Origin of the sequence: Burkholderia sp. Tr-20390, assembly GCF_017104595.1 — a bacterium.
Classification (GTDB): domain Bacteria; phylum Pseudomonadota; class Gammaproteobacteria; order Burkholderiales; family Burkholderiaceae; genus Burkholderia.
Genome location: NZ_JAAGPC010000041.1, coordinates 1 through 21873, shown reverse-complemented (window position 1 = coordinate 21873; position 21873 = coordinate 1). Strand labels below are relative to the sequence as shown.

At 68.0% G+C, this 21873-nt stretch carries 17 protein-coding genes; 12 read left to right on the top strand and 5 right to left on the bottom strand.

The features are described from left to right. Positions 1-256: 256 nt before the first annotated feature. The gene (locus tag G3N98_RS13860) at positions 257-1447 is read left to right on the top strand and encodes a LuxR family transcriptional regulator (protein ID WP_069251570.1); all 1191 of its coding nucleotides are present in this window, start codon (positions 257-259) and stop codon (positions 1445-1447) included. Between the two features lie 199 nt (positions 1448-1646). Here G3N98_RS13860 and G3N98_RS13855 read toward each other — a convergent pair whose 3' ends face one another. Continuing rightward, positions 1647-2312, bottom strand: a complete 666-nt coding sequence (locus tag G3N98_RS13855) for a cation diffusion facilitator family transporter (RefSeq protein WP_206148471.1) — start codon at positions 2310-2312, stop codon at positions 1647-1649. Positions 2313-2583: 271 nt separating this feature from the next. Next, positions 2584-3768 carry a thiolase family protein gene (locus tag G3N98_RS13850; protein WP_206148470.1) on the bottom strand — a complete coding sequence of 395 codons (1185 nt, stop codon included), beginning with the start codon at positions 3766-3768 and terminating at the stop codon, positions 2584-2586. A 517-nt stretch (positions 3769-4285) separates the two neighbouring features. On the opposite strand from G3N98_RS13850, the gene G3N98_RS13845 reads away from it, so the two are divergent. After that, positions 4286-5308: a DNA-binding protein gene (locus tag G3N98_RS13845; RefSeq protein ID WP_206148469.1), complete on the top strand. Its 1023-nt coding sequence runs from the start codon at positions 4286-4288 to the stop codon at positions 5306-5308. A gap of 144 nt (positions 5309-5452) precedes the next feature. Here the strand turns inward: G3N98_RS13845 and G3N98_RS13840 are convergent, their stop codons facing one another. Then, positions 5453-7024 carry a hypothetical protein gene (locus G3N98_RS13840; protein ID WP_206148468.1) on the bottom strand — a complete coding sequence of 524 codons (1572 nt, stop codon included), beginning with the start codon at positions 7022-7024 and terminating at the stop codon, positions 5453-5455. 305 nt (positions 7025-7329) lie between these two features. Here G3N98_RS13840 and G3N98_RS13835 point away from each other — a divergent pair, with 305 nt between their 5' ends. From G3N98_RS13835 to G3N98_RS13800, 8 genes are all read left to right on the top strand, one after another. Then, entirely contained in the window at positions 7330-7950 is a 621-nt protein-coding gene (locus G3N98_RS13835) for a TetR/AcrR family transcriptional regulator (RefSeq protein ID WP_206148467.1), read from the top strand. A gap of 234 nt (positions 7951-8184) precedes the next feature. Next, a complete protein-coding gene (locus G3N98_RS13830) occupies positions 8185-9243 on the top strand; it encodes an NADP-dependent oxidoreductase (RefSeq protein ID WP_206148466.1) in 1059 nt (352 codons plus the stop codon). A 100-nt stretch (positions 9244-9343) separates the two neighbouring features. Then, positions 9344-9643 carry a putative quinol monooxygenase gene (locus G3N98_RS13825; protein ID WP_089427489.1) on the top strand — a complete coding sequence of 100 codons (300 nt, stop codon included), beginning with the start codon at positions 9344-9346 and terminating at the stop codon, positions 9641-9643. A gap of 135 nt (positions 9644-9778) precedes the next feature. Next, positions 9779-10234 (top strand): (2Fe-2S)-binding protein, encoded by a 456-nt coding sequence (locus G3N98_RS13820; protein ID WP_089432687.1) that lies wholly within the window; start codon positions 9779-9781, stop codon positions 10232-10234. 1 nt (position 10235) lies between these two features. Beyond that, positions 10236-12458 (top strand): xanthine dehydrogenase family protein molybdopterin-binding subunit, encoded by a 2223-nt coding sequence (locus G3N98_RS13815; protein WP_206148465.1) that lies wholly within the window; start codon positions 10236-10238, stop codon positions 12456-12458. A gap of 15 nt (positions 12459-12473) precedes the next feature. Further along, complete coding sequence (locus tag G3N98_RS13810; protein ID WP_206148464.1) at positions 12474-13772, top strand: cytochrome c; 1299 nt, start codon at positions 12474-12476, stop codon at positions 13770-13772. Positions 13773-13924: 152 nt separating this feature from the next. Then, a complete protein-coding gene (locus G3N98_RS13805) occupies positions 13925-15370 on the top strand; it encodes an NAD-dependent succinate-semialdehyde dehydrogenase (protein ID WP_089427485.1) in 1446 nt (481 codons plus the stop codon). A 374-nt stretch (positions 15371-15744) separates the two neighbouring features. Continuing rightward, entirely contained in the window at positions 15745-17223 is a 1479-nt protein-coding gene (locus G3N98_RS13800; protein WP_089474867.1) for a diguanylate cyclase, read from the top strand. 54 nt (positions 17224-17277) lie between these two features. Here G3N98_RS13800 and tagH read toward each other — a convergent pair whose 3' ends face one another. Further along, the gene (tagH, locus tag G3N98_RS13795) at positions 17278-18741 is read right to left on the bottom strand and encodes a type VI secretion system-associated FHA domain protein TagH (RefSeq protein WP_206148463.1); all 1464 of its coding nucleotides are present in this window, start codon (positions 18739-18741) and stop codon (positions 17278-17280) included. Between the two features lie 44 nt (positions 18742-18785). Further along, positions 18786-19172, bottom strand: a complete 387-nt coding sequence (locus G3N98_RS13790) for a TssQ family T6SS-associated lipoprotein (RefSeq protein WP_089427481.1) — start codon at positions 19170-19172, stop codon at positions 18786-18788. Between the two features lie 629 nt (positions 19173-19801). On the opposite strand from G3N98_RS13790, the gene tssJ reads away from it, so the two are divergent. Continuing rightward, positions 19802-20317, top strand: coding sequence for a type VI secretion system lipoprotein TssJ (gene tssJ / locus G3N98_RS13785; RefSeq protein ID WP_089427480.1), 516 nt, complete (start codon positions 19802-19804; stop codon positions 20315-20317). After that, positions 20314-21726 carry a type VI secretion system baseplate subunit TssK gene (tssK, locus tag G3N98_RS13780; protein WP_206148462.1) on the top strand — a complete coding sequence of 471 codons (1413 nt, stop codon included), beginning with the start codon at positions 20314-20316 and terminating at the stop codon, positions 21724-21726. The genes tssJ and tssK overlap by 4 nt, the downstream gene beginning before the upstream one ends. Positions 21727-21873 lie beyond the last annotated feature (147 nt).

Genomic DNA, 21873 nt, shown 5'->3' with positions numbered 1-21873 from the left:
GTTTTGAATCAGGTAAACCCGTGTCGCGGTTTTCCCTGAGTCCGCGCCGGACGCTTGCCGGCACGGCCTGACGGGCATTCCAGCGCAGCAGGCAGGGCGCCACATCATCCGATCGGACGATGGTTCGTTCGCACGGATGGCCAATTCTCACCATTCAGTGAATCTCCCGATGACGCCGGAATTTAGACGCGTCTTAATCATGGCGGCGCGGTTGAGTCGCGCCGGAAACATGTCGTATGGAGGATGGAGCGTGCTGATGGAGACGAGATGGGCTCCGCAAGAGAGCCAGGCAACCAGTGACGAAGCCGACATCGGCGTCGCGGATTTCAGCGAACTGATGGCGCGCATCTACCAGGGGCCGCTGGAGACGCCGCCGTGGGCCGGCGCGCTCGAACTGGTCCGCCGCTGGCTGCAGGCGAACTACGTGACGCTGATCCTGCGCGCGGCCGCCAGCGACCGCCGCGCGCCGCTGTCCGTGCACGCGTCGGAATTCGGCCCGGTGGTGCCGGGCGACGGCGAGGCGTCGTACAACAACTACTACTATTCGCTCGACCCGTTCGTGGGCCTGCCGGCCGACCGCGTGGTCACGGTCGACGACGTGTTCGGCGACACGGGCTGGCTGTCGAGCGAGCTGTACAAGCAGTTCCTGAAGCCGCAGGACGTGCGCTATATCCTCGGCGCCGACCTGCGCACGGCGTCGGGCGTCGAGTGCCGCTTCCGCGTGTGCCGCAACCATGCGTCGAAGCAGTTTTCGGCGCGCGACAAGGCGATCTGCGCGCTGCTGCTGCCGCACCTGAAACGCGCGGTGGAATTGCATTCGCGGCTCGACACGGCCGAGGTCGAACGCTCGATCTATGCGAATGCGATCAACCGGATGCAGATCGGCACGATCACGCTCGACGAGAACGGCACGATCATCGACCTGAACAGCGTGGCCGACGAGATCCTCAAGCAGAACAACGGTCTGACGATTGCGCGCGGCACGATCGAGGCGACCGATGCGCAGGAGAACCGCACGCTGAAACGGCTGATCCGCCATGCGGTGATGGGGCACCACGGCACGGCCGCGGCGACCGTCGAGGCGATGCCGATCACGCGCAGCTTCGACAAGCCGCGCCTCGGGCTGCTGGTGCGCACGGTGCTGCTGTCCGACTGGTCGGAGGACAACAAGCGGCGGCCGGCCGTCACGCTGTTCCTGCGCGACCCCGACCGCAAGCCGCAGGGCGCGCAGGAGATCATCCGCAAGCTGTTCGACCTGACGCCCGCCGAGACGTCGCTCGCGCTGCTGCTGACGAACGGGCTGACGCTCGAGGAAGCCGCGGAGGAATCGGGGATCAGCAAGAACACGGCGCGCACCCATTTGCGCGCGATCTTCTCGAAGACAGGTGTCACGCGCCAGGCGACGCTCGTGCGGATTCTGCTCGGGAGTGTCGTGCCGCTCGGGTAAGCGACCATCAAGGTCGATCCATCGGAACCGGCCGCATTCGTCTGGCGATACATCGACTTCGGTCAACGCGTCGCGTATTGCACGATGATGGCGGCGACCTCATGCAAAAGAGGCTCGCACCGCGCGAGCCTCTTCTTCATTCATCGCCGCAGATAGCGGCTACTGTGCCGCTCGCGATGCGGGGCGCTGCCCGCTGCGTTCACGAGCCGCGCGTCGACCGATCGGCCCATGCCGACAGCGCCGGCCACTGCGCACAGCCGCGCCGGATGAAACCCACACCCGTGCGGATCACGAGTGCGCCGATCGCCAGCGCGGCCAGATCGTCGAGACGACCGGAGCCAACCAGTGCCGCGCTCATCGCGAGCGCCGCCAGCAGAGACGACAGCGCATCGGTCCGCACATGCCAGCCGCTCGCCTCGAGCAGCGCGGAGCCCGTCTCGCGCGCCTTGCGCAGCATCCAGTGCGACAGCCCGGCCTTGCCGGCGAGCGTGACGGCGACGAGCGCGAGCGTCGTCGCGCCAGGCTGCACGACGGGCGGTGTCGCGAACCGGTTCGTTGCATGCCAGATCATCTGCGCGCCGGTTACGACGAGCAACGCGCCGAGGCCCGCGAGCGCGAGCGGTTCATAGGTCGGGCGCCGCTCCGGCGGCAGGCGTGCGTCGAGCCGGCACGCGACGAGAATCAGCGCATCGGCGGCGAGATCGATCGCCGCGTGGGCGGCGTCCGCGAGCAGCCCCGACGAATGCGCGGACCACGCCGCGGCCGTCTCGACGGCGAGCAGCAGCAGGTTGATCGCGAGGCTGACGGCGAGGGCGCGGGACGTGGCCGCATAAACATGGGGCGTGGCGCGCGACGTGCGCTGCATGGCGGATTCGTCTGTCGAAAGCGTGGGTCAGCCCCGAACGCTACCGGTCGACGGTGGCAGATCGGTGACACGGGGGCAATCGCCGAATCCGTGCGCGATGCGTACGGAAGCCTCCGGGCCGCCCGCCGACTTGGCGCGGTGCGGCCGAGAAGGTGACTGGCTGCACCGTGACTCGGGAAGCCCGCGCCGCGAGCCGCATCGCCCGCGGCGTTTCCCTTTCGTCCGAATCGCCGAATCGCCGATGCGCCGATGCGCCGGCGTCAGCGTCGACTCAAAGCGCCTCGATCGCCAGCGCGATGCCCTGGCCGCCGCCTATGCACAGCGTGACGACGCCGCGCTTGATGCCGTCGCGCCGCATCGAATGGATCAGGCGGGTCGTCAGCACCGCGCCCGTCGCGCCGATCGCATGGCCGTGCGCAATCGCGCCGCCTTCGACGTTGACGATCTCCTCGGCGATGCCGAGCTGGCCCGCCACCGCGATCGGCACGACCGCAAACGCTTCGTTGATCTCGAAGCGCTCGACGTCGGCCAGCGTCCAGCCCGCCCGCTGCAGCGCGATCCTGACGGCCGGCACGGGGCCGAGCCCGAACATGCCGGGTTCGACGGCAGCGACGCCGAATGCAACCAGCCGCGCGCTCGGCGCAATCCCGTGCGCGTCGGCGAATGCGCGATCCGCCACCAGCATCGCCGCCGCGCCGCTGTTCAGGCCGGGTGCATTGCCCGCGGTGATCGTGCCGTCCGGGCGGAACGCGGGCTTCAGCTTCGCGAGCGCTTCGAGCGTCGTGTCGGGGCGCGGTGTCTCGTCGCGCGCAAACGCGACGCGCGTCTTGCGCTGCAGGACGTCGACCGGCACGAGCTCGGCGTCGAACTTGCCGTCCGCCAGCGCGGTGGAAAAGCGCTGCTGCGAGCGGAGCGCCCAGCGATCCTGGCGATCGCGCGAGATGTCGAGCTGGCTCGCGAGATCCTCGGTATGCCAACCCGAATGCTGGTCGGAAAACGCATCGACGAGGCCGTCGCGCAGCATGCTGTCGCGGATCGGCGCGTCGCCCATCCGGTAACCCGAGCGTGCGCCGTCGAGCAGGTACGGCGCACGCTCCATGCTTTCCATGCCGCCGGCAATCGCCGCATCCGCGTAGCCCAGCAGGATCTCCTGCGCGGCGTTGACGACCGCCTGCGCGCCGGAGCCGCAGACGCGGTTGACCGTGAGCGCCGGCACCTTGACCGGCAGGCCCGCGCCGATGGCGGCCTGCCGAGCGGGATTCATCTTGTTGCCGGCCTGGATCACGTTGCCCAGCACGACCGTGTCGATCGCCGCGCCGTCGAGGCCGCTGCGCCGCAAGGTTTCGCGGATGGCGATCGCGCCGAGCTCGGTGGCCGGGGTGTCCTTCAGGGATCCGTTGAACGTACCGATCGGTGTCCGGACGGGGTGGCAGATGACGACTTCGCGTGTGCTCATGATGCGTTCCTGGATCGCGTTGCAAGTTGCGCGGACGAGTCGGTGGCGAACGAGGGCGCGCCGCGCCATTCGCGTCGCCGGTTCGATTGCGCCGTGACGCCTACAGGAGCGCCGGCGCGGTGCAATGCGGCCGCTTCCGATGACCGGATCACGTGCCGCTCTGTGAGGGAACGGTATCTATGCATATGCATACTGTCAACGGGGGCTTTGCGTAGGAGATTGAGGGGCGGGGTACGTCATCGGGGAGAAGGGCGCATGACGATGCGCACGTCGCGGCCGGCGATCGGCTTTCGATCGCGCGTGTTGATGGTTTTTTCGCGCTGATTGCAGTGGCGTTTGGGTGTGCGGGCGGGCTGGGAGGGAATCGGGGCGACGTGTTGTACTCGGCAACTTTGTGCTCGATGCCGAGTTCGACCATCTCGACATTATAGAAATAATGTCAAATTAAAAGGCGTGATGAATTGAATATTTAACGGTTTACGTTATATTATTTACGAAATCACCAAGCCAACCCGCCATGTCCGATCTCGCTGCCGACGAATCCCGCCTGACCGCCGAAATCGAGCGCCTGAAGGCCGATTTCCCGAAAACCCGCGAGTTGTATCGCGAAGCCTGCGCGCTGCTGTTCTTCCGCTTCGGCATCACGCCCACCGCGAACCGCCTGTACCAGCTCGTCCGCAAGGGCAGCATGAGCACGCCGACGGCCGTCCTCGGCGAGTTCTGGGCAGAGCTGCGGGAAAAGAGTCGCGTGCGCATCGAGCATCCCGATCTGCCGGCCGATCTGCAGGCGGCCGCTGGCGAACTGGTGGCGGCGCTATGGAATCGGTCGAGCGCCGACGCGGCCGGCGCGCTCGACGCATTGCGCGCGGAGGTCGAGGCCGAGCGGGTAGCGGCGAAGGCGGAAGTGGCAGCAATGCAGGCCGAACTGGCCCGCACCGAAGCCGCGCTGGAGCAACGCACGGCCGCGCTGCTGGCCGCGCAGGTGCGCATTCAGGAACTGGAACAGGCGAGGGCGGCGGACGACGCATCGCGGCAAGCGCTGCAAGCGGATATCGAACGCCTCACGGCCGACAACGCGGAGGGCGACCGCGCACTTGCGCAGGCGCGCGCGGATTTCACCACCCAGCTCGACCGGCTGCGCGACGACGCCGGCCGGGCCGAGGAACGCTTGCGCGCGTCGGAGAAGCGGGCGCTTCAGGAGATCGATCGCGAGCGGCTCGCGACCGCGCGGCTGCAGAAGGAACTCGAGGCAGCGGCATTGCGCATGGAGCAGCGCGATGCGCAGCAGCGCAAGGAAATGGCCGCACTGCAGGCGCAGCTCGGCGATGCGCTGCATCGATGCGGCGTGCTTCAAGGGCAGCTCGACGGCGCGCTGGCGACCGATGCGGCACGGAGCAAGGAACTCGATGCGCTGCGGCGAGAAATGACGGCGCTCTCGCGCCGGTCGGCGCTGCGTGGCGCCAAGGCTGCGCCAGCCGCACAACGGGACGAGCGGAGGGCGCGCACGCGAAAGCGCGCGGACGAAGCGCCGCCTCGTTGAAGTAGAAACCGCAAGCGTGCGTCAGCCCAAGGCGACGCACGCCGGAAGCCCGGAGCCTGAAGCCTGAAGCCGGAAGCCGGAAGCGGCCAGGCAAGCGACCGAGCCCCTCACACCCCCGATCGCCCACCCATCCACCGATACCGATCAACTCGACACATACCGCGACGGCAACGCCGGCGCATCCGCCGGAATCGTGACGAGCGACGTATTGAGCCAGCCCTGCGGCGACCCATTCGACTGCGCATAGGCGCCGACGTACGGCATCATCCGTGTCGTCTGATAGACCTGCGGCGTCCACCCGGCGGGCGCGAGGAAGATCGACGTCGCGCGCTTCTCGCTATACGCGGACGCGCCGTACGTCGAGATGTTCCACAGCGTCTGCTGATACGTCGCATAGTCGGCGTTGTGCCGCGAACCGCCGGCCTGCCAGCCTTCGAGCTGGATGAACGTGTTGTACGTGCCGGCGCCCGCGAGCAGGTTGTTCACCGTGCGCCCGTACAGGAACGACAGGATCAGCCCGCAGTTCGCCGGCGCGAAATCACTGCCGACGCTCAGGTAATAGCGGCCCGTCGTGTTCAACACCGACGCGTAGTGCGAGTTGCCGATATCCGTCGACGTCGTCAGCCCGCTCGCGCCCATGAAGCTGTCGAACGCCTGCATCGTGACGCCCGCCGGCAGGTCGCTCGTCGCGCTGATCGCGACGATATGCGAGCCGGCCGCCAGCAGCGTCAGGAACGCGGACAGCGTGCTCGTATTCCAGTTGCCCTGCGCATCGACGAACGGAAACGCGCGATAGCCCGTCAGCGCGAACACCGCCGGATCGGAGCCGGCCTGCCACGCGATCTGCGGCACCCACATCGTCAGCGGGCCGGCGTTCGACGCGCCGGATACGTACTGTTTCAGCGCGTCGACGAGTTGCGCATCGGCAGCGGGCAGCACGCCATAGGCCGCGCCGCTCTGCCAGCGCTGCACCCATTGCGCGACGAAGGCCGCCAGCTGGCCGCCGGTGAAGTCGGCGGGCGGCACGTAGCCGAGCGGGCCGGTGCCTTGGTACGCGGACTGGATGGCCGCGGCCGTGCGCACGTTGCTGCCGAACATGCTGTTCGCGAAATCCTGGCAGTTGTTGGCCGGCGGCGTCGCGAGCTGCGCGAGCGGGACGACCCACGCGCCATTCGCGGTCGGGACGCCGCGATACAGCGTGAGATTCGCGACCGAGTCGTGACCGGGAAACGTGGCGGCGTCGGCACCCGACACGTAGCCGGCCGACGGCGTGACGCTGACGGTGGTCGGCTGCGACCCGAACGGATGCGTGTACGAAATGGCAAACGATGCGTCGCCGCCGGCAAGGCTGAACGATCCCGTGCAGTCGCCCCAGCTGTTCGACGCACTGACGGCGGTCGATTGCCCGGTGGCGACCTGCGCTTGCGACGCCTGCGGCAGCGAGCCGCTCTGGCTCGCCGCGTTGCCGTACGCGAGCGTCGTCGACGGGATCGCATTGACGACGTTGATCGTGATCGAGCGGTCGGCGATGCCGTAGCTGCGTGCGGATGCATCCGCGGCGCCGGCGGCGGCGAACGACGACGCGGACGTCGGGTTGCCGTCGCCGCCGCAGGCAGCCAGCGAGCCGACGAGCGGCGACAGGGTCAGCGCGGCGCCGCGCTGGATGAAGCGCCGGCGGTTCGGCGCGGACGGGCGTTCGGGTTTCGAAGCGGTCATGGGCGTTCCTGGTCACGGGTTCGGGAGGCGACAACGACGGTCCGGCGCATTGCACACGTGTGCAATGCCGGCCGAAACGGGTCGATCACCGGCACATGCGCCGCGCGTATTTATGCGGGAGATCGATGAAACGCCTGCGACGAAACCGAGTCGGGCGTGTGACGCCGCACGCTCGGCGGAGCGGGAAGGGGGAGGTATGCAGGCGCAACGTTTGGGCGCCGGGCGGGGATCGGGTAAAGTGCCGCTCAACATGCCGGTTCGACGTTACTAGACGACCGGTCTAATCGTTGCTAACATACGCCATCATGAATGCATCTTCGGGCGCGGAAGTCCGCCAGCACATCCTGAATATCGCCAAGCCGATCATGCTCCACAAGGGGTTTTCGGCGGTCGGCCTGAACGAGATTCTCGCTGCGGCGGGCATCCCGAAGGGCTCGTTCTACCATTACTTCGGCTCGAAAGAGGCATTCGGCGAAGCGCTGCTCGAGTCGTATTTCGACGGCTATCTCGCGCACCTCGACAACCTGTTCAAGCATCAGGCCGGCACGGGCGCCGAGCGCCTGATGACGTACTGGCGCAACTGGCTGCACACGCAGTGCGCGGACGATCCGGAAGGCAAGTGCCTCGCGGTGAAGCTCGGCGCGGAAGTGTCGGACCTGTCGGAAGCGATGCGCGCGGTGCTGCGCAACGGCACGAGCCAGATCATCGAGCGGCTCGCGGGCGGCATCGAGGCCGGGCTGGCCGACGGTTCGCTGAGCGGGGTCGCCGATCCGTCGCATACGGCCGCGATCCTGTACGAGCTGTGGCTGGGCGCGACGCTGCTGGAAAAGATTCACCGCAATCGCAAGCCGCTCGAACGAGCGATGGTCGAAACGCGGCGCATGCTGAACCTGCCGCCGCTCGAGCCGGGCGACGGGCAGTCGTAACCCGGGCGCGCATCGGCGCGCCTTGTTTTTACCCCGATTCTAGACGACTGGTCTACTCAACCACGCATGACGAACGTGTCACACCGCGTTACGCTGTCCCGATTGATTCAACCGCATGCACGCAGCCGCGCCGGCCTGAGCGCCGATGCAGCCGCCCGCGTGCGTCTCCCGCTGGTCCATCCCTGATCCGATCGTGCCCACGAAGCACGTCCATTCCTGTTGACGGAGGCTCACATGCCACAAAGCAAGACCGCTAATCGCCAGATCATCCTGAATTCGCGCCCGGTCGGCGCGCCAACGCCGGACAACTTCCGCACCGAATCCGGTGACGTGCCGACGCCCGGCGCCGGCCAGGTGCTGCTGCGCACGGTCTGGTTGTCGCTCGACCCGTACATGCGCGGCCGGATGAGCGACGCACCGTCCTATGCGCCGCCGGCCGAACTCGGCCAGCCGATGGTCGGCGGCACCGTCAGCCAGGTCGTCTCGTCGAACCTGCCGGCGTTCCGCGAAGGCGACCTGGTGGTCGCAGGCGCCGGCTGGCAGGACTATGCGTTGTCCGACGGCCGCGGCCTGATTCCGCTCGGCCGCGACTTCGCCCATCCGTCGTACGCGCTCGGCGTGCTCGGCATGCCGGGCTTCACCGCCTATACCGGCCTGCTGACGATCGGCGAGCCGAAGGCCGGCGAAACCGTGGTGGTCGCGGCGGCGAGCGGTGCGGTCGGCGCGGTGGTCGGCCAGATCGCCAAGCTGAAGGGCTGCCGCGTGGTCGGCGTCGCGGGCGGCGCCGACAAGTGCGCGTACGTGACCGATACGCTCGGTTTCGACGTGTGCGTCGACCACCGCGATCCGGCGTTCGCCGCGAAGCTGAAGGAAGCGTGCCCGAACGGCATCGACATCTATTTCGAGAATGTCGGCGGGGCCGTGTTCGACGCGGTGTGGCCGCTGCTCAACGACCATGCGCGCGTGCCGGTGTGCGGGATCATCGCGCACTACAACGACGCGGCCTACGACGACAAGGCCGTGTCGACCGGCCGCGACCGCGTGCCGGCACTGATGGGCACGATCCTGCGCAAGCACATCCGGATGCAGGGTTTCATCATCATGGATCACTATGCCACCGGCTATGCGACGTTCATGAAGGACATGAGCGAATGGGTCGCGCAGGGCAAGGTGAAGACGCGCGAGGACGTCGTCCCCGATCTCGCCGATGCGCCGGAAGCGCTGATCGGCCTGCTGGCCGGCAAGAACTTCGGCAAGGTCGTCGTGCGCGTGGGCCCGGACGAACTGGCCTGACGCCTCGGCACGGCGACACACAACGGCTGCACGCTGGCGTCACGCGACGCCGGCTTGTGGCATGCTCGATTCCGCTATCGACGACTAGGAGAGTGACAAGATGGCGCTTCACGTGATGGCTTCCCTGTTCCTGAAACCCGAACACGCGGCGGCCGCCGAGGCCGAGCTGCGCAGCATGGTCGCGAAGACGCGCACCGAGCCGGGCAACCGGCGCTATGACCTGTTCCGCGAACAGGACGGCTCGCCGAACCTGCACCTGTACGAGATCTACGACGACCAGGCCGCCTTCGACGCGCACCTCGCGAGCCCGCATTTCGGCGAATTCCGCGCGAAGTCGGCCGACTGGTTCACCGCGCCGCCGGTCATCAAGGTGCTGTCGGGCATCGACGTCGCCGAGTAACGCCGCCGTACGCCCGTCGCGGCTCGCGCCCACCCGGGCCGCACGGCACCCGCCGCACGGCACGCGGCGGCGATGACAACACCACGCGGCGCATCGTTCGCGCCGCTTCCCCAATACACCGGCCCCGGAGGCTGAATGATCACCCTCAACATCAACGGCGAAACCCGCTCGGTCGACGCCCCCGACGACATGCCCTTGCTCTGGGTGCTGCGCGACGTCGTCGGTCTCACCGGCACGAAGTTCGGCTGCGGAATCGCGCAGTGCGGCGCGTGCACGGTGCATCTCGACGGCGTCGCCGCGCGCTCGTGCGTGCTGCCGGTCGCGGCGGTCGCCGGCCGCAAGATCACGACGATCGAAGCCGTCGGCGCGACGCCGGCCGGCCACAAGGTCCAGCAGGCGTGGCGCGCGCTCGACGTCGTCCAGTGCGGTTACTGCCAGTCGGGGCAGGTGATGGCCGCCACCGCGCTGATCGCGTCGAACCCGAACCCGAGCGACGCCGACATCGATGCGGCGATGGCCGGCAACATCTGCCGCTGCGGCACGTACAACCGGATTCGTGCGGCCGTGAAGCAAGCCGCCAAGGAGGCCTGACATGTCACGAGGACTGATCGAAGCCGGTCGGGCCGGCGCGGGCGTGTCGCGCCGTTCGTTCCTCAAGCTCGGCATGTCGCTGGGCGCGGCGGCCGGCGGCGGATTGCTGCTCGGCTTCAGCATGCCGGCCGCGGGTGACGATGCGCGTCGTTCGGTGATCGGCGGCGACGCCGCCGAGCCGGCTCAACCGGGCGTGTTCGCACCGAACGCGTTCGTGCAGATCGACCGCGCCGGCAAGGTCACGCTGGTGATGCCGAAGGTCGAGATGGGGCAAGGCGTCTATACGGCGCTGCCGATGCTGATCGCGGAAGAACTCGAAGTGCCGCTGTCGAGCGTGACGCTCGACCATGCGCCGCCCAACGAGAAGCTGTTCCTCGATCCGCTGCTCGGCGGCCAGCTCACCGGCGGCTCGACGTCGGTGCGCTATGCATGGGAACCGCTGCGCCGTGCCGGCGCCACCGCGCGCACGCTGCTGGTCGCGGCGGCCGCGAAGCAATGGAACGTCGATCCGGCAGCCTGCCGCGCCGCGAACGGCGAAGTGCAGCATCCGCCGAGCGGCCGGCGCGCGTCGTACGGCCAGCTCGCCGATGCGGCGGCGAAGCTGCCGGTGCCGAAGGACGTCGCGCTGAAGCAGCCGGCGGATTTCAAGCTGATCGGCACGCCCGCGAAGCGGCTCGATTCGCCGGAGAAGGTCGACGGCACCGCGCAGTTCGGGCTCGACGTGCGCCTGCCCGGCATGCTGGTCGCGGTGATCGTGAACAGCCCGGTGTTCGGCGGCACGGTCGCGAGCGTCGACGACACGGCCGCGAAGAAGATCCCCGGCGTGCGCCAGGTCGTGCGCGTCGACAACGCGGTGGCGGTGGTCGGCGATCACACGTGGGCCGCGAAGCGCGGCGCGTCGGCGCTGGTCGTGAAGTGGAACGAGGGCGCGGGCGCGAAAGTCTCGACCAAGGATCTGTTCGCGGATCTCGCGCAGGCGGCGGCGAACGGCAAGGGCGCGGTCGCACGCAAGGACGGCGACGTCGACAAGGCATTCGCGAATGCGAAGACGCGCGTCGACGCCGTCTACGAACAGCCGTTGCTCGCCCACGCGACGATGGAGCCGGTGAACTGCACGGTGCACGTGCGCGGCGACGGTTGCGAGATCTGGGTCGGCACGCAGGTGCCGACGCGGGCGCGCGATACCGTGCAGCAGCTCACGGGCCTCGCGCCCGAGCGGATCGTCGTGCACAACCACCTGCTCGGCGGCGGCTTCGGCCGGCGGCTCGAGACGGACATGATCGGCCAGGCCGTGAAGGTCGGCAAACAGGTCAACGCGCCGGTGAAGGTAGTCTGGACGCGCGAGGAAGACGTGCAGCACGACATGTACCGGCCGTGCTACTACGACAGGATCTCGGCCGGCCTCGATGCGAACGGCAAGCCGGTCGCGTGGCAGCACCGGATCGTCGGCTCGTCGATCATGGCGCGCTTCGCGCCGCCGGCGTTCCAGCACGGCGTCGATCCCGATGCGGTCGAGGTCGCGGCCGAGCTGCCGTACGACCTGCCGAACCAGCTGGTCGACTACGTGCGCCAGGAGCCGCGCCACGTGCCGACCGCGTTCTGGCGCGGCGTCGGCCCGACGCGCGGCACGTTCGTGGTCGAGAGCTTCATCGACGAACTGGCCGCACAGACCAAGACCGACCCGGTGCAATACCGCCGCGCGCTGCTCGGCAAGACGCCGCGCGCGCTCAACGTGCTCGACGTCGCGACCAAGGCGGCCGGCTGGGGCGGCCCGGCGCTGCCGACGGGGCAAGGGCGCGGCGTCTCGGTGATGCACGCGTTCGGCAGCTTCTTCTCGATCGTCGTCGATGTCGCGGTGGATAACGGCGAAGTGCTGGTGAAGCGTGTCGTGTGCGCGGTCGACTGCGGCATGGTCGTCAACCCGAACACGATCGAGGCACAGGTGCAGGGCGGCATCATCTTCGGGATTACCGGCGCGCTGTATGGCGAGATCACGATCGAGGAGGGCCGCGTCGTGCAGAGCAACTTCACCGACTACCGGATGCTGCGGATCAACGAGACGCCGCCGATCGAGGTGCATCTCGTGAAAAGCGGCGAGGCGCCGGGCGGGATCGGCGAGCCGGGTACGGCCGCGACCGCCGCGGCGGTGGCGAACGCGATCTTCGCGGCAACCGGCAAGCGGCTGCGCAAGCTGCCGGTCGGCGACCAGCTGAAAACGGCTTGAGGGGAGGAGACGACCATGCAAAACCTCACCCTGAAGATGCTCGGCACGTCGTTGCTCGCCGTGTCTGCACTGCTGGCCGGCACAGCCGCGCACGCCGCGCAGGCGGCGCCGGCCGACAGCGCGCTCGTCGCGCGCGGCGCGTATCTCGCGAAAGCGGGCGACTGCGTCGCGTGCCACACCGCGCCGCGCGGCACGCCGTTCGCCGGCGGCCTGAAGATGGTCACGCCGATGGGCGCGATCTATACGACCAACATCACGCCCGATCCGGAGACGGGCATCGGCGGCTATACCGAAGCCGACTTCGCCAGCGCGTTGCGCAAGGGCGTCGCGAAGGACGGTCACAACCTGTATCCGGCGATGCCGTACCCGTCGTACGCGAAGCTGAAGGACGACGACGTGAAGGCGCTGTACGCGTACTTCATGCACGGCGTCGAACCGGTGAAGCAGGCGAACCGGCCGTCCGACATCCCGTGGCCGCTCAACATGCGCTGGCCGCTCGCGTTGTGGAACAAGGTGTTCCTCGACACGACGCCTTACGCCGACAAGCCGTCCAGGGACGTGGTGTGGAACCGCGGCGCGTATCTCGTGCAGGGGCTCGGGCACTGCGGGTCGTGCCACACGCCGCGCGGCGTCGGCTTCCAGGAGAAGGCGCTCGACGAAGGCGGCGCGGCGTTCCTGTCGGGCGCGCCGATCGACAACTGGTTCGCGTCGAACCTGACCGGCGAGCCCAACACGGGGCTCGGCCGCTGGAACGAGGCCGAGGTCGCGCAGTTCCTGAAGACCGGCGCGAACCGCCATGCGACCGCGTTCGGCTCGATGGTCAGCGTGATCAACCACAGCACGCAGGCGCTCACCGACGACGATCTGGCGGCGATCTCGCGTTACCTGAAATCGCTGCCGGCGGCGGGCGGCACGGGCGCGCCGTCGTACAGCTACGATCCGAAGGCGACGCAGGCCGCGCTGGGCCGGCCGGCGGCCGATCCGGGCGCGAAGGTGTATAACGCTTACTGCCTGCATTGCCACGGCGCGGACGGGCGCGGTTACGCGCCGCTGCTCGCGCCGCTCGCCGGCAATCCGAACGTGCTCGAAGCCGATGCATCGTCGCTGATCAACGTGACGCTGAACGGCAGCGACACGCTCGTGATCGATGGCGTGCCGTCCGCGTATCCGATGCCGGCGTTCTCGAACCAGTTGAACGACCGGCAGATCGCCGACGTGCTGACGTTCATGCGCGCCGGCTGGAACAACGGCGCGCCGGCCGTGCAGGCAGCGGACGTCGCGAAACTCCGCAAGGCGACGGCGGCCGCGCGCTGAGCGCGGCCCCATGCGGAACGAGGGCGGGCCGGCGTGCCCGCCGCCACTGCCGCCGGGTGCGTGCCTGCCCCGGCGACGTGGCTTTTTCTGTCAACCGGCGCGCGGCCGTTCGCGGCAGCGCGCGTTTATCGACGCAATGTAGGGGTGTCTGGATGGCTAACGTGACTTATACGGATACGCAACTGCTGATCGACGGCGAGTGGGTCGACGCCGCGAGCGGCAAGACGATCGACGTCGTGAACCCGGCGACCGGCAAGCCGATCGGCAAGGTGGCCCACGCGGGCATCGCCGATCTCGACCGGGCGCTCGCCGCCGCGCAACGCGGCTTCGAAGCCTGGCGCAAGGTGCCCGCGCACGAGCGCGCGGCGACGATGCGCAAGGCGGCGGCGCTGGTGCGTGAACGCGCCGACGCGATCGCGCAGCTGATGACGCAGGAGCAGGGCAAGCCGCTCACCGAAGCGCGCGTCGAAGTGCTGTCGGCGGCGGACATCATCGAATGGTTCGCGGACGAAGGCCGCCGTGTGTACGGCCGGATCGTGCCGCCGCGCAACCTCGGCGCACAGCAGACGGTCGTGAAGGAGCCGGTCGGCCCGGTCGCCGCCTTCACGCCGTGGAATTTCCCGGTCAACCAGGTCGTGCGCAAGCTGAGCGCCGCGCTGGCCACCGGCTGCTCGTTCCTCGTGAAAGCGCCGGAAGAAACCCCCGCCTCGCCGGCCGCGCTGCTGCGCGCCTTCGTCGACGCGGGCGTGCCGGCCGGCGTGATCGGCCTCGTGTACGGCGATCCGGCTGAAATCTCGTCGTACCTGATCCCGCACCCGGTGATCCGCAAGGTCACGTTCACGGGTTCGACGCCGGTCGGCAAGCAGCTCGCCGCGATGGCGGGCCTGCACATGAAGCGCGCGACGATGGAGCTGGGCGGGCACGCGCCGGTGATCGTCGCCGAGGACGCCGACGTCGCGCTCGCGGTGAAGGCAGCTGGCGGCGCGAAGTTCCGCAACGCGGGGCAGGTCTGCATCTCGCCGACGCGCTTCCTCGTGCACAACAGCATCCGCGACGAATTCACGCGCGCGCTGGTCAAGCATGCGGAAGGGCTGAAGGTCGGCAACGGCCTCGAGGAAGGCACGACGCTCGGCGCGCTCGCGAACCCGCGCCGGTTGACCGCGATGGCATCGGTCATCGACAACGCGCGCAAGGTCGGCGCGAGCATCGAAACCGGCGGCGAGCGGATCGGCTCGGAAGGCAACTTCTTCGCGCCGACCGTGATCGCGAACGTGCCGCTCGAAGCGGACGTGTTCAACAACGAGCCGTTCGGCCCGGTCGCGGCGATTCGCGGTTTCGACAAGCTCGAGGACGCGATCGCGGAAGCGAACCGTCTGCCGTTCGGTCTCGCCGGCTACGCGTTCACGCGTTCGTTCGCGAACGTGCACCTGCTCACGCAGCGCCTCGAAGTCGGGATGCTGTGGATCAACCAGCCGGCGACGCCGTGGCCGGAAATGCCGTTCGGCGGCGTGAAGGACTCGGGCTACGGGTCGGAAGGCGGGCCGGAAGCGCTCGAGCCGTACCTCGTCACGAAGTCGGTGACGGTGATGGCCGTCTGACGGTCGTCGATCGATCGCGTGCGCGGCGCTTGTTGGCGTCGCGCATGCGATCGGCGCGGGCCGGGCGGGGCGCCCGGTCTATTGCCAGCGTCTCGCTCCCGCCGTGCATTCGAACGGCAACCTCCTCGGTATTTCAATATACGTGTCACTGCGGGCGGATTGTTTCAATTCCGTCACCGACAACGACACGCGCCGCATCCCTCGGCGAATTGACGTCGGCACCTTCCGCCCGATGCCGTTCAGCTCACGTGACCCGCAACCTGGCAAGTACGGACTGCCCCTCGTACCCGGACGTCACACTTTTTGGTATAGCTTATTCACAAGAAACCATAACAACCGGTGCGTCCGCATCGGCCCAACCTGAGAGGACACGGATGCATCCGCGGTCGGCAGCGCCGTACTACGTTGTGCTGGCGGGGACCTTGATAGCGTGCGCGCTGATGGGCCTCTGCGTGTTGCAGTTGTTTCAGAGCCGTCACGACGCGCTCGACCGCGCACGCGAGACGTCACGAAATCTGGCGCTCGTCGCCGAGCGCGACATCGAGCGCAATATCGAGCTGTACGGGCTGTCACTGGAGGCGGTGATCCAGGGCCTTCAGCGGCAGGACGTCATGGCGGCCACGCCGGCCCTGCGGCGCGCCGTCCTGTTCGATCATGCGATGACCGCGCAATTTCTCGGCTCGATGCTCGTGCTGGATGCGGCCGGCAACATCATCCTCGATTCGGCGAACGACGTGCCGCGACAAGGCAATTTCGGCGACCGCACGTACTTTACGGTTCACCGGGACAATCCGAACGCCGGGCTTTACATCAGCGATCCCTATGCGTCCCGCCTGCGGGGCGGTTCGCTGAGCGTGGCGCTGACGCGCCGCGTGTCGAATCCGGACGGCTCGTTCGGCGGCATCGTGATGATCGCGGTCAATCTCGAGTATTTCCACACGCTGTTCGCCGGCCTCGCGCTCGGCTCGCACGGCGCGATCTCGCTGGTCGGCCGGGACGGCATCATGTTCATGCGCCAGCCGTACGACGTGCGCACCATCGGCCGCGACATCAGCAAGGCGGCGACGTTCCGCCACTTCATGACGGCGCCGGAAGGCTCGTTCATCGAGACCTCGACGATCGACCACGTGCGCCGCCTGTACTACTTCAAGACGCTGCCGCACCTGCCGCTGATCATCATGGTCGCCGAGGCGGAGCAGGACATCTACGCGGCGTGGCGGCGACGCGCGATCACGATCGGCGCGCTGGTCGCGACCTTCGGCGCGGCGTTCATCGTGCTGTCCTTTTTGCTGGGCACCCAGCTGCGGCGCAGGATGCGGGCCGAATCCGAGCTGGTGATGCTCGCGCGCACCGACGGCCTCACCGGGCTCAACAATCGCCGCTCGTTCGGGGAAGTGCTGGACCTCGAATGGCGTCGCGCCCGCCGTGCCCGTTCGGTGTTTTCGCTGCTGTTCGTCGACGTCGACCGCTTCAAGGCCTTCAACGACACGTATGGTCACCAGGCCGGCGACGACGCGCTGGCGGCGGTTGCGCGATGCATCGGCGACAACATCCGGCGTCCCGCGGATACCGCCGCCCGCTATGGCGGCGAGGAATTCGTCGTGATCCTGCCCGATACGCCGGCCACGGGCGCGACCGAGATCGCCGAACGGATTCGCGCGGCGATCGACGGGCTCGCGATCGAACATGCGGAAAGCGAATTCGGGCGCGTCACCGCGAGCATCGGCGTGGCAAGCTGGGCCCCCGGGCAGGAAGGGGAGGTCGAGGCGGTGATCAAGGCGGCCGACGAGGCGCTGTACCACGCGAAGGAAACCGGGCGAAACAAGGTGGCCTCGCATGAAACAGGCACCTGACACCGCCGCCGGCTCGCACCGCCCGCCACCGACGGCGGGCGTGCCGTTCGACGCTCAATGCCGGCCGCTGCCGCGATAGCTTTCCACTTCCGCGTCGTACGCCGCCAGAAACGCCTTGCCGAACACCGACGCGAAATCGTCCTCGATCGCGAACACCGTGTCGCGATGGGTCGCCGCGTAGCGATCCCACATCCTCGCCTTGTACAGCACCGGCACGCGCTTCTCGTACCAGCGCATCGCATCGTCGCGCTCGCGCAGCCGTTGCGGCGAAAAGCGCGTCAGCAGGTCCATCAACGCGGCGCGCATGCCGGCGACCATGCCGATCTGGTGCGCATGCAGATCCTGGAATGCGTCGCTCACCGCGCTCTGCGGTGACATGAAGCCCGGCAGCGGCAGCCCGAACATCTGCCGCAGCACGGCGCCGCCGTCCGGCAGCAGCTTCAGCGGGTTGTTCTCGCGATCGAGCAGCATCGTCATGTGCGCCTTCACCTCGCGCTTCAGGATGCTGCGCGACGACAGCAGCTCGACCGTGCCGTTCGCGAACAGCGCCAGCAACTGGCCCGCGATGTACAGCTGCTCGGCCGACCACTGATGCGACTCGGCGGCCGTATCGAGCCCCGCGCCTTCGAAGAACGCGCTCAGCAGTTCATCGGGCGTCGGCGGGCGTGCGGCGTGCGGCGCCGGTTCGTCGGCCGGCCGCGCATGCGTATCGGCCGCGCGCGCGGCAGCGGGCTGCACCCGCACGTGTTGCGTCCACTCGGGCGCATGGTCGGCCTGGGTCGCGGATGACGCTTCGCGCTCCGTGTGGCCGCGATCGGCATGCGGTGCCGTGCCCGTCGTGCCTGATGTGCCGATATCGCCCGACGGCTGCGCGAACAGGTCGAGCGGATCGATCGACAGCTGGTGCAGGTCGCGCTGTGAAGGGGCGGGCGGTACGGTTTGCGCCGCGCGGTTCGCCGGTTGCGCGGCATCCGGCCGTGCAGGGCCACCTGGCCGTGTGCCGGCATCTGCCGCCTTGCCGCGTGGCGCGAGACGATCCTGGAGAAGCCCCCACAGCCGGTTGCCGGCGCCTTTCGTATCGATCCGCGAAGACGACGCGGGCGAGGGCGCCGCCGACGTTCGCGCCTGCGACGGCGGATCGACGTGCACGCCGGTATCGGTCGCCATGTCGATGACCGGCGCATCGTCGCCCTGGCCGCCGTCGTCACGTTCGGCGCGCAGCACGTACGGCCCGATGCGGATGATGTCGCCGGTATTGAGCGGGCGCTCCTGCGCATAACCGACCGGCTCGCGATTCACCTCGATCGTCGAGACGCTGCTCAGGTTCTTCAGCAGGCACGCGTCGTCGCCGACCTGCAGCAGCGCCTGCAGCCGCGATATCTGCCGCGTGTCGTCGCGCAACACGAGATGGTTGTCGCTGGCCCGGCCGATGGTGCCGCCGGGCGGATGAAACACGACGGCGTCGTAGGAGTCGTTTTCGACCGGCTCGCCGGCATGTTCGATCACGATCAGTTGCATGTCATACGTCGCTCGGTGAAGCGCTCGCGTGGAAACCGGTTCGTTCAGGATGACGACGCATGCCTGCGGCGCGCGAATTCGAACGCGGGCCCCCAGATCGGATGCCCCTTCTCGGCAGGGGACAAGTCGAAGCGCGGGTTGAGGTCGAGAAGTTTCGAGAACTCGGCGCGGCACGGCGTGATGCGGTTCGTCACGCAATAGCTGAACGCGAGGAGCTTGTGCGCGGCCACCTGCGTGTCGGTGTCGGCGCCGTCGATCTCCTTCGCATGGCTCAGCAGTGCGATCGTGCGCCCGTAGTCGCCGCTGTCGTACGCGGCGCGCGCGCTGTCGACCGTCGCGCGTGCAGCCGACTGTGTCGGGGACGTACTGCACCCGCCGGCCCCCAGCAACCATGCGCCGAGGAAAAGAACGAGCGATGAACGACCTTTCATTATTGAAATTAAAGATTGGCGTAATTGGAAGGTGGCACACAAGCGCTGTTGGATTCTAGTGCCAATCATCGACACCCAACCAGCTGTTACGTTTTGTTTCATTTCGACAATCCGTTTCCCCCTGAATACAGAATCGACTACGAATTTCAGTGCTTGTGAAACCGGAAAAACGGCCTATAGTTCGCTGTGTTTTTCGGATTCGTCAGTTGTTTGGTCAGCGCACGTCAATGCACTGAAAACGGGGCATCCGTTCGTGCGAAACGAATAGCCTGGCACACCACCAGCGTCGCGAGCGTCCCTTGCCCGGCGGCCGGCCGGCGTACGTCCCGCGCCCATCCGACAGGTGTCCACGCCATAGAACCGGGCCGCCCAGGCGCACCGGTCGGATTAACTTTTGCCATTAATTTACCAATCTCAATTCAATTGCCCATCATCTCGCCAAAGCGACTTTCAAAAACCCCGATTGATATGACCCGGCTTTTTACAAGAACAATTTGCCGACACGGATTGCAATGGATGGATATGCAGGTTACACAATTACCGATCAATTAATTGTCCCTTTTTCAATCAGATCATCCGGTTTCGAAGTCGAAAACCGGCGCGCGGCTATTGGGTGGCGAGGGTGGCATATGCAATGGCGGTCGAGCAGTTTCATCGTATGGGGATGCGTGATGCTGTTGCCGGGGTGCGGTGCGACGGAGCACGCCGCGGCGGTGCCGTATGCGATCACGGTTGACGTTGCGCCGGACGTCAACCCTGACATGAACCGCAAGCCTTCGCCGATCGTGCTGAAGGTGTTCCAGCTCCGCGCGGCGTCGTCGTTCGACAGCGCCGATTTCTTCTCGCTGCAGGACAAGCCGGAAAACGTGCTCGGCGCGGACCTGCTCGGCACCGACCGCGTGATCCTGCGGCCGGGTGAGTCGCGCACGCTGCGCTATCGCGGCAACGTCGAGGCCGGCGCGATCGGCGTGGTCGCCGAATACCGGATGCTCGACAAGAACCGCTGGCGGCTGACGGTGCCGCTGCCGCGCGCGAAGCAGCTCAATCTCTACAAGTTCTGGCAGACGTCGCCGGGCGAGCTGAAGCTGTCGATCGCCGTCCGCAATGGCGGCGTCGCGCTGAACGATGCGAAGGGGCGCCCATGACCGAACCGACGATGTCCGCGACGCCGGTCGCGGCGCTCCGCCAGCGGGTGGTGTGGACCGAGGGGATGTTCCTGCGGCCGCAGCATTTCCAGCAGCTCGAACGGCACTGGGAGCGCTACGTCGCGCTGCGCTGCCTGCCGCTGCAAGGCTTCTACTGGGGCTTCGACACGCTGGAACTCGATCGCGAGCAACTGGCGCTCGGCAAGGTCGCGCTGCGCACCGCGTCGGGCGTGATGCGCGACGGCACGCCGTTCGACCTGTCCCATCCGGACGATCTCCCCGAGCCGCTCGACGTGCCGGCCAATGCGAAGGACCAGCTCGTCGTGCTCGCGCTGCCGCTGTGGCGCGGCGGCGGCGAGGAGGTGTCGTTCGGTGCGGGCGCGGGCGGCAGCCATGCCGCCAACGGCGTGAATGGCGCGAACGGCAGCGCCGACGTCGCGCGCTACGTCGTCCGCGAATACGAAGTGGCCGACGCGAACGCGGTCGCACTCGGCCCCGCGCTGCTGCAGACGGGCCGCCTGAACGTGCGGCTGATGCTCGAAGCCGAGCTGACCGGCGACTGGCACGCGCTCGGCGTCGCACGGATCGTCGAGCGGCGCACCGACGCGCGGTTGCTCGTCGACGACGGCTACATTCCGCCGCGCCTCGTCGCGCAGCACGACACCGTGCTGCTGGCGTATGCGCGCGAGCTGCACGGGCTGCTCACGCAACGCAGCGAAGCGCTCGCGGCACGGCTGTCGGAGCCCGGGCGCGGCGGCGTGTCGGAAGTCGCGGATTTCCTGCTGCTGCAGCTCGTGAACCGCTATCTCGCGCTGACCTGGCACGCGCAGCAGCACGTGTCGACGCACCCGGAGGCGCTGTTCTGCGACTGGCTGAAGCTCGCCTGCGACCTGAGCACGTTCACGGCGGCCGGCCGGCGCCCGCAGTCGCTTGCGGTCTACGTGCACGACGACCTGCGCACGAGCTTCGCGGCGCTGATGACCGAGCTGCGCCGGTCGCTGTCGACGGTGCTCGAGCAGAACGCGATCCAGATCGAGCTGCGCGATGCGGGCAACGGCATCCGTGTCGCGACGCTGGCCGACCCGGCGCTGCGCGACACGGCCGGCTTCGTGCTCGCGGTGCGCGCGGACATGCCGGCCGACAGCCTGCGTGCACGGTTTCCCGCGCAGGCGAAGCTCGGGCCGGTCGAGCGGATCCGCGATCTCGTGCAGCTGCAGCTGCCGGGCATCACGATGCGCCAGTTGCCGGTCGCGCCACGGCAGATCCCGTATCACGCGGGCCATACGTACTTCGAGATCGACAAGGGCAGCGACCTGTGGAAGCAGCTGGCGCGCTCCGGCGGTCTCGCTTTCCATTTCGCCGGCGAATTCCCTGGGCTCTCGATGGAGTTCTGGGCGATACGCGGGTAAGGGCGGGGCGACGCGATGAATTCCTCCTCCGAATCGATCTCCCCCGGCGCCGGCGGATTCGTGCCGCCGAATCCGGGCGGCATGCATCCGGCCGCGGCGGGCACGGCCGGCCCGACCGCGACGCAGCCGCGCCCCGGGCGCTGGGCA

What these genes read in the sequence shown, in the direction of transcription:
- G3N98_RS13860 (WP_069251570.1), top strand. Translation starts at nt 257, where the DNA reads ATGGAGACGAGATGGGCTCCGCAAGAGAGCCAGGCAACCAGTGACGAA.
- G3N98_RS13855 (WP_206148471.1), bottom strand. Translation starts at nt 2,312, where the DNA reads ATGCAGCGCACGTCGCGCGCCACGCCCCATGTTTATGCGGCCACGTCC.
- G3N98_RS13850 (WP_206148470.1), bottom strand. Translation starts at nt 3,768, where the DNA reads ATGAGCACACGCGAAGTCGTCATCTGCCACCCCGTCCGGACACCGATC.
- G3N98_RS13845 (WP_206148469.1), top strand. Translation starts at nt 4,286, where the DNA reads ATGTCCGATCTCGCTGCCGACGAATCCCGCCTGACCGCCGAAATCGAG.
- G3N98_RS13840 (WP_206148468.1), bottom strand. Translation starts at nt 7,024, where the DNA reads ATGACCGCTTCGAAACCCGAACGCCCGTCCGCGCCGAACCGCCGGCGC.
- G3N98_RS13835 (WP_206148467.1), top strand. Translation starts at nt 7,330, where the DNA reads ATGAATGCATCTTCGGGCGCGGAAGTCCGCCAGCACATCCTGAATATC.
- G3N98_RS13830 (WP_206148466.1), top strand. Translation starts at nt 8,185, where the DNA reads ATGCCACAAAGCAAGACCGCTAATCGCCAGATCATCCTGAATTCGCGC.
- G3N98_RS13825 (WP_089427489.1), top strand. Translation starts at nt 9,344, where the DNA reads ATGGCGCTTCACGTGATGGCTTCCCTGTTCCTGAAACCCGAACACGCG.
- G3N98_RS13820 (WP_089432687.1), top strand. Translation starts at nt 9,779, where the DNA reads ATGATCACCCTCAACATCAACGGCGAAACCCGCTCGGTCGACGCCCCC.
- G3N98_RS13815 (WP_206148465.1), top strand. Translation starts at nt 10,236, where the DNA reads ATGTCACGAGGACTGATCGAAGCCGGTCGGGCCGGCGCGGGCGTGTCG.
- G3N98_RS13810 (WP_206148464.1), top strand. Translation starts at nt 12,474, where the DNA reads ATGCAAAACCTCACCCTGAAGATGCTCGGCACGTCGTTGCTCGCCGTG.
- G3N98_RS13805 (WP_089427485.1), top strand. Translation starts at nt 13,925, where the DNA reads ATGGCTAACGTGACTTATACGGATACGCAACTGCTGATCGACGGCGAG.
- G3N98_RS13800 (WP_089474867.1), top strand. Translation starts at nt 15,745, where the DNA reads ATGCATCCGCGGTCGGCAGCGCCGTACTACGTTGTGCTGGCGGGGACC.
- tagH (WP_206148463.1), bottom strand. Translation starts at nt 18,741, where the DNA reads ATGCAACTGATCGTGATCGAACATGCCGGCGAGCCGGTCGAAAACGAC.
- G3N98_RS13790 (WP_089427481.1), bottom strand. Translation starts at nt 19,172, where the DNA reads ATGAAAGGTCGTTCATCGCTCGTTCTTTTCCTCGGCGCATGGTTGCTG.
- tssJ (WP_089427480.1), top strand. Translation starts at nt 19,802, where the DNA reads ATGCAATGGCGGTCGAGCAGTTTCATCGTATGGGGATGCGTGATGCTG.
- tssK (WP_206148462.1), top strand. Translation starts at nt 20,314, where the DNA reads ATGACCGAACCGACGATGTCCGCGACGCCGGTCGCGGCGCTCCGCCAG.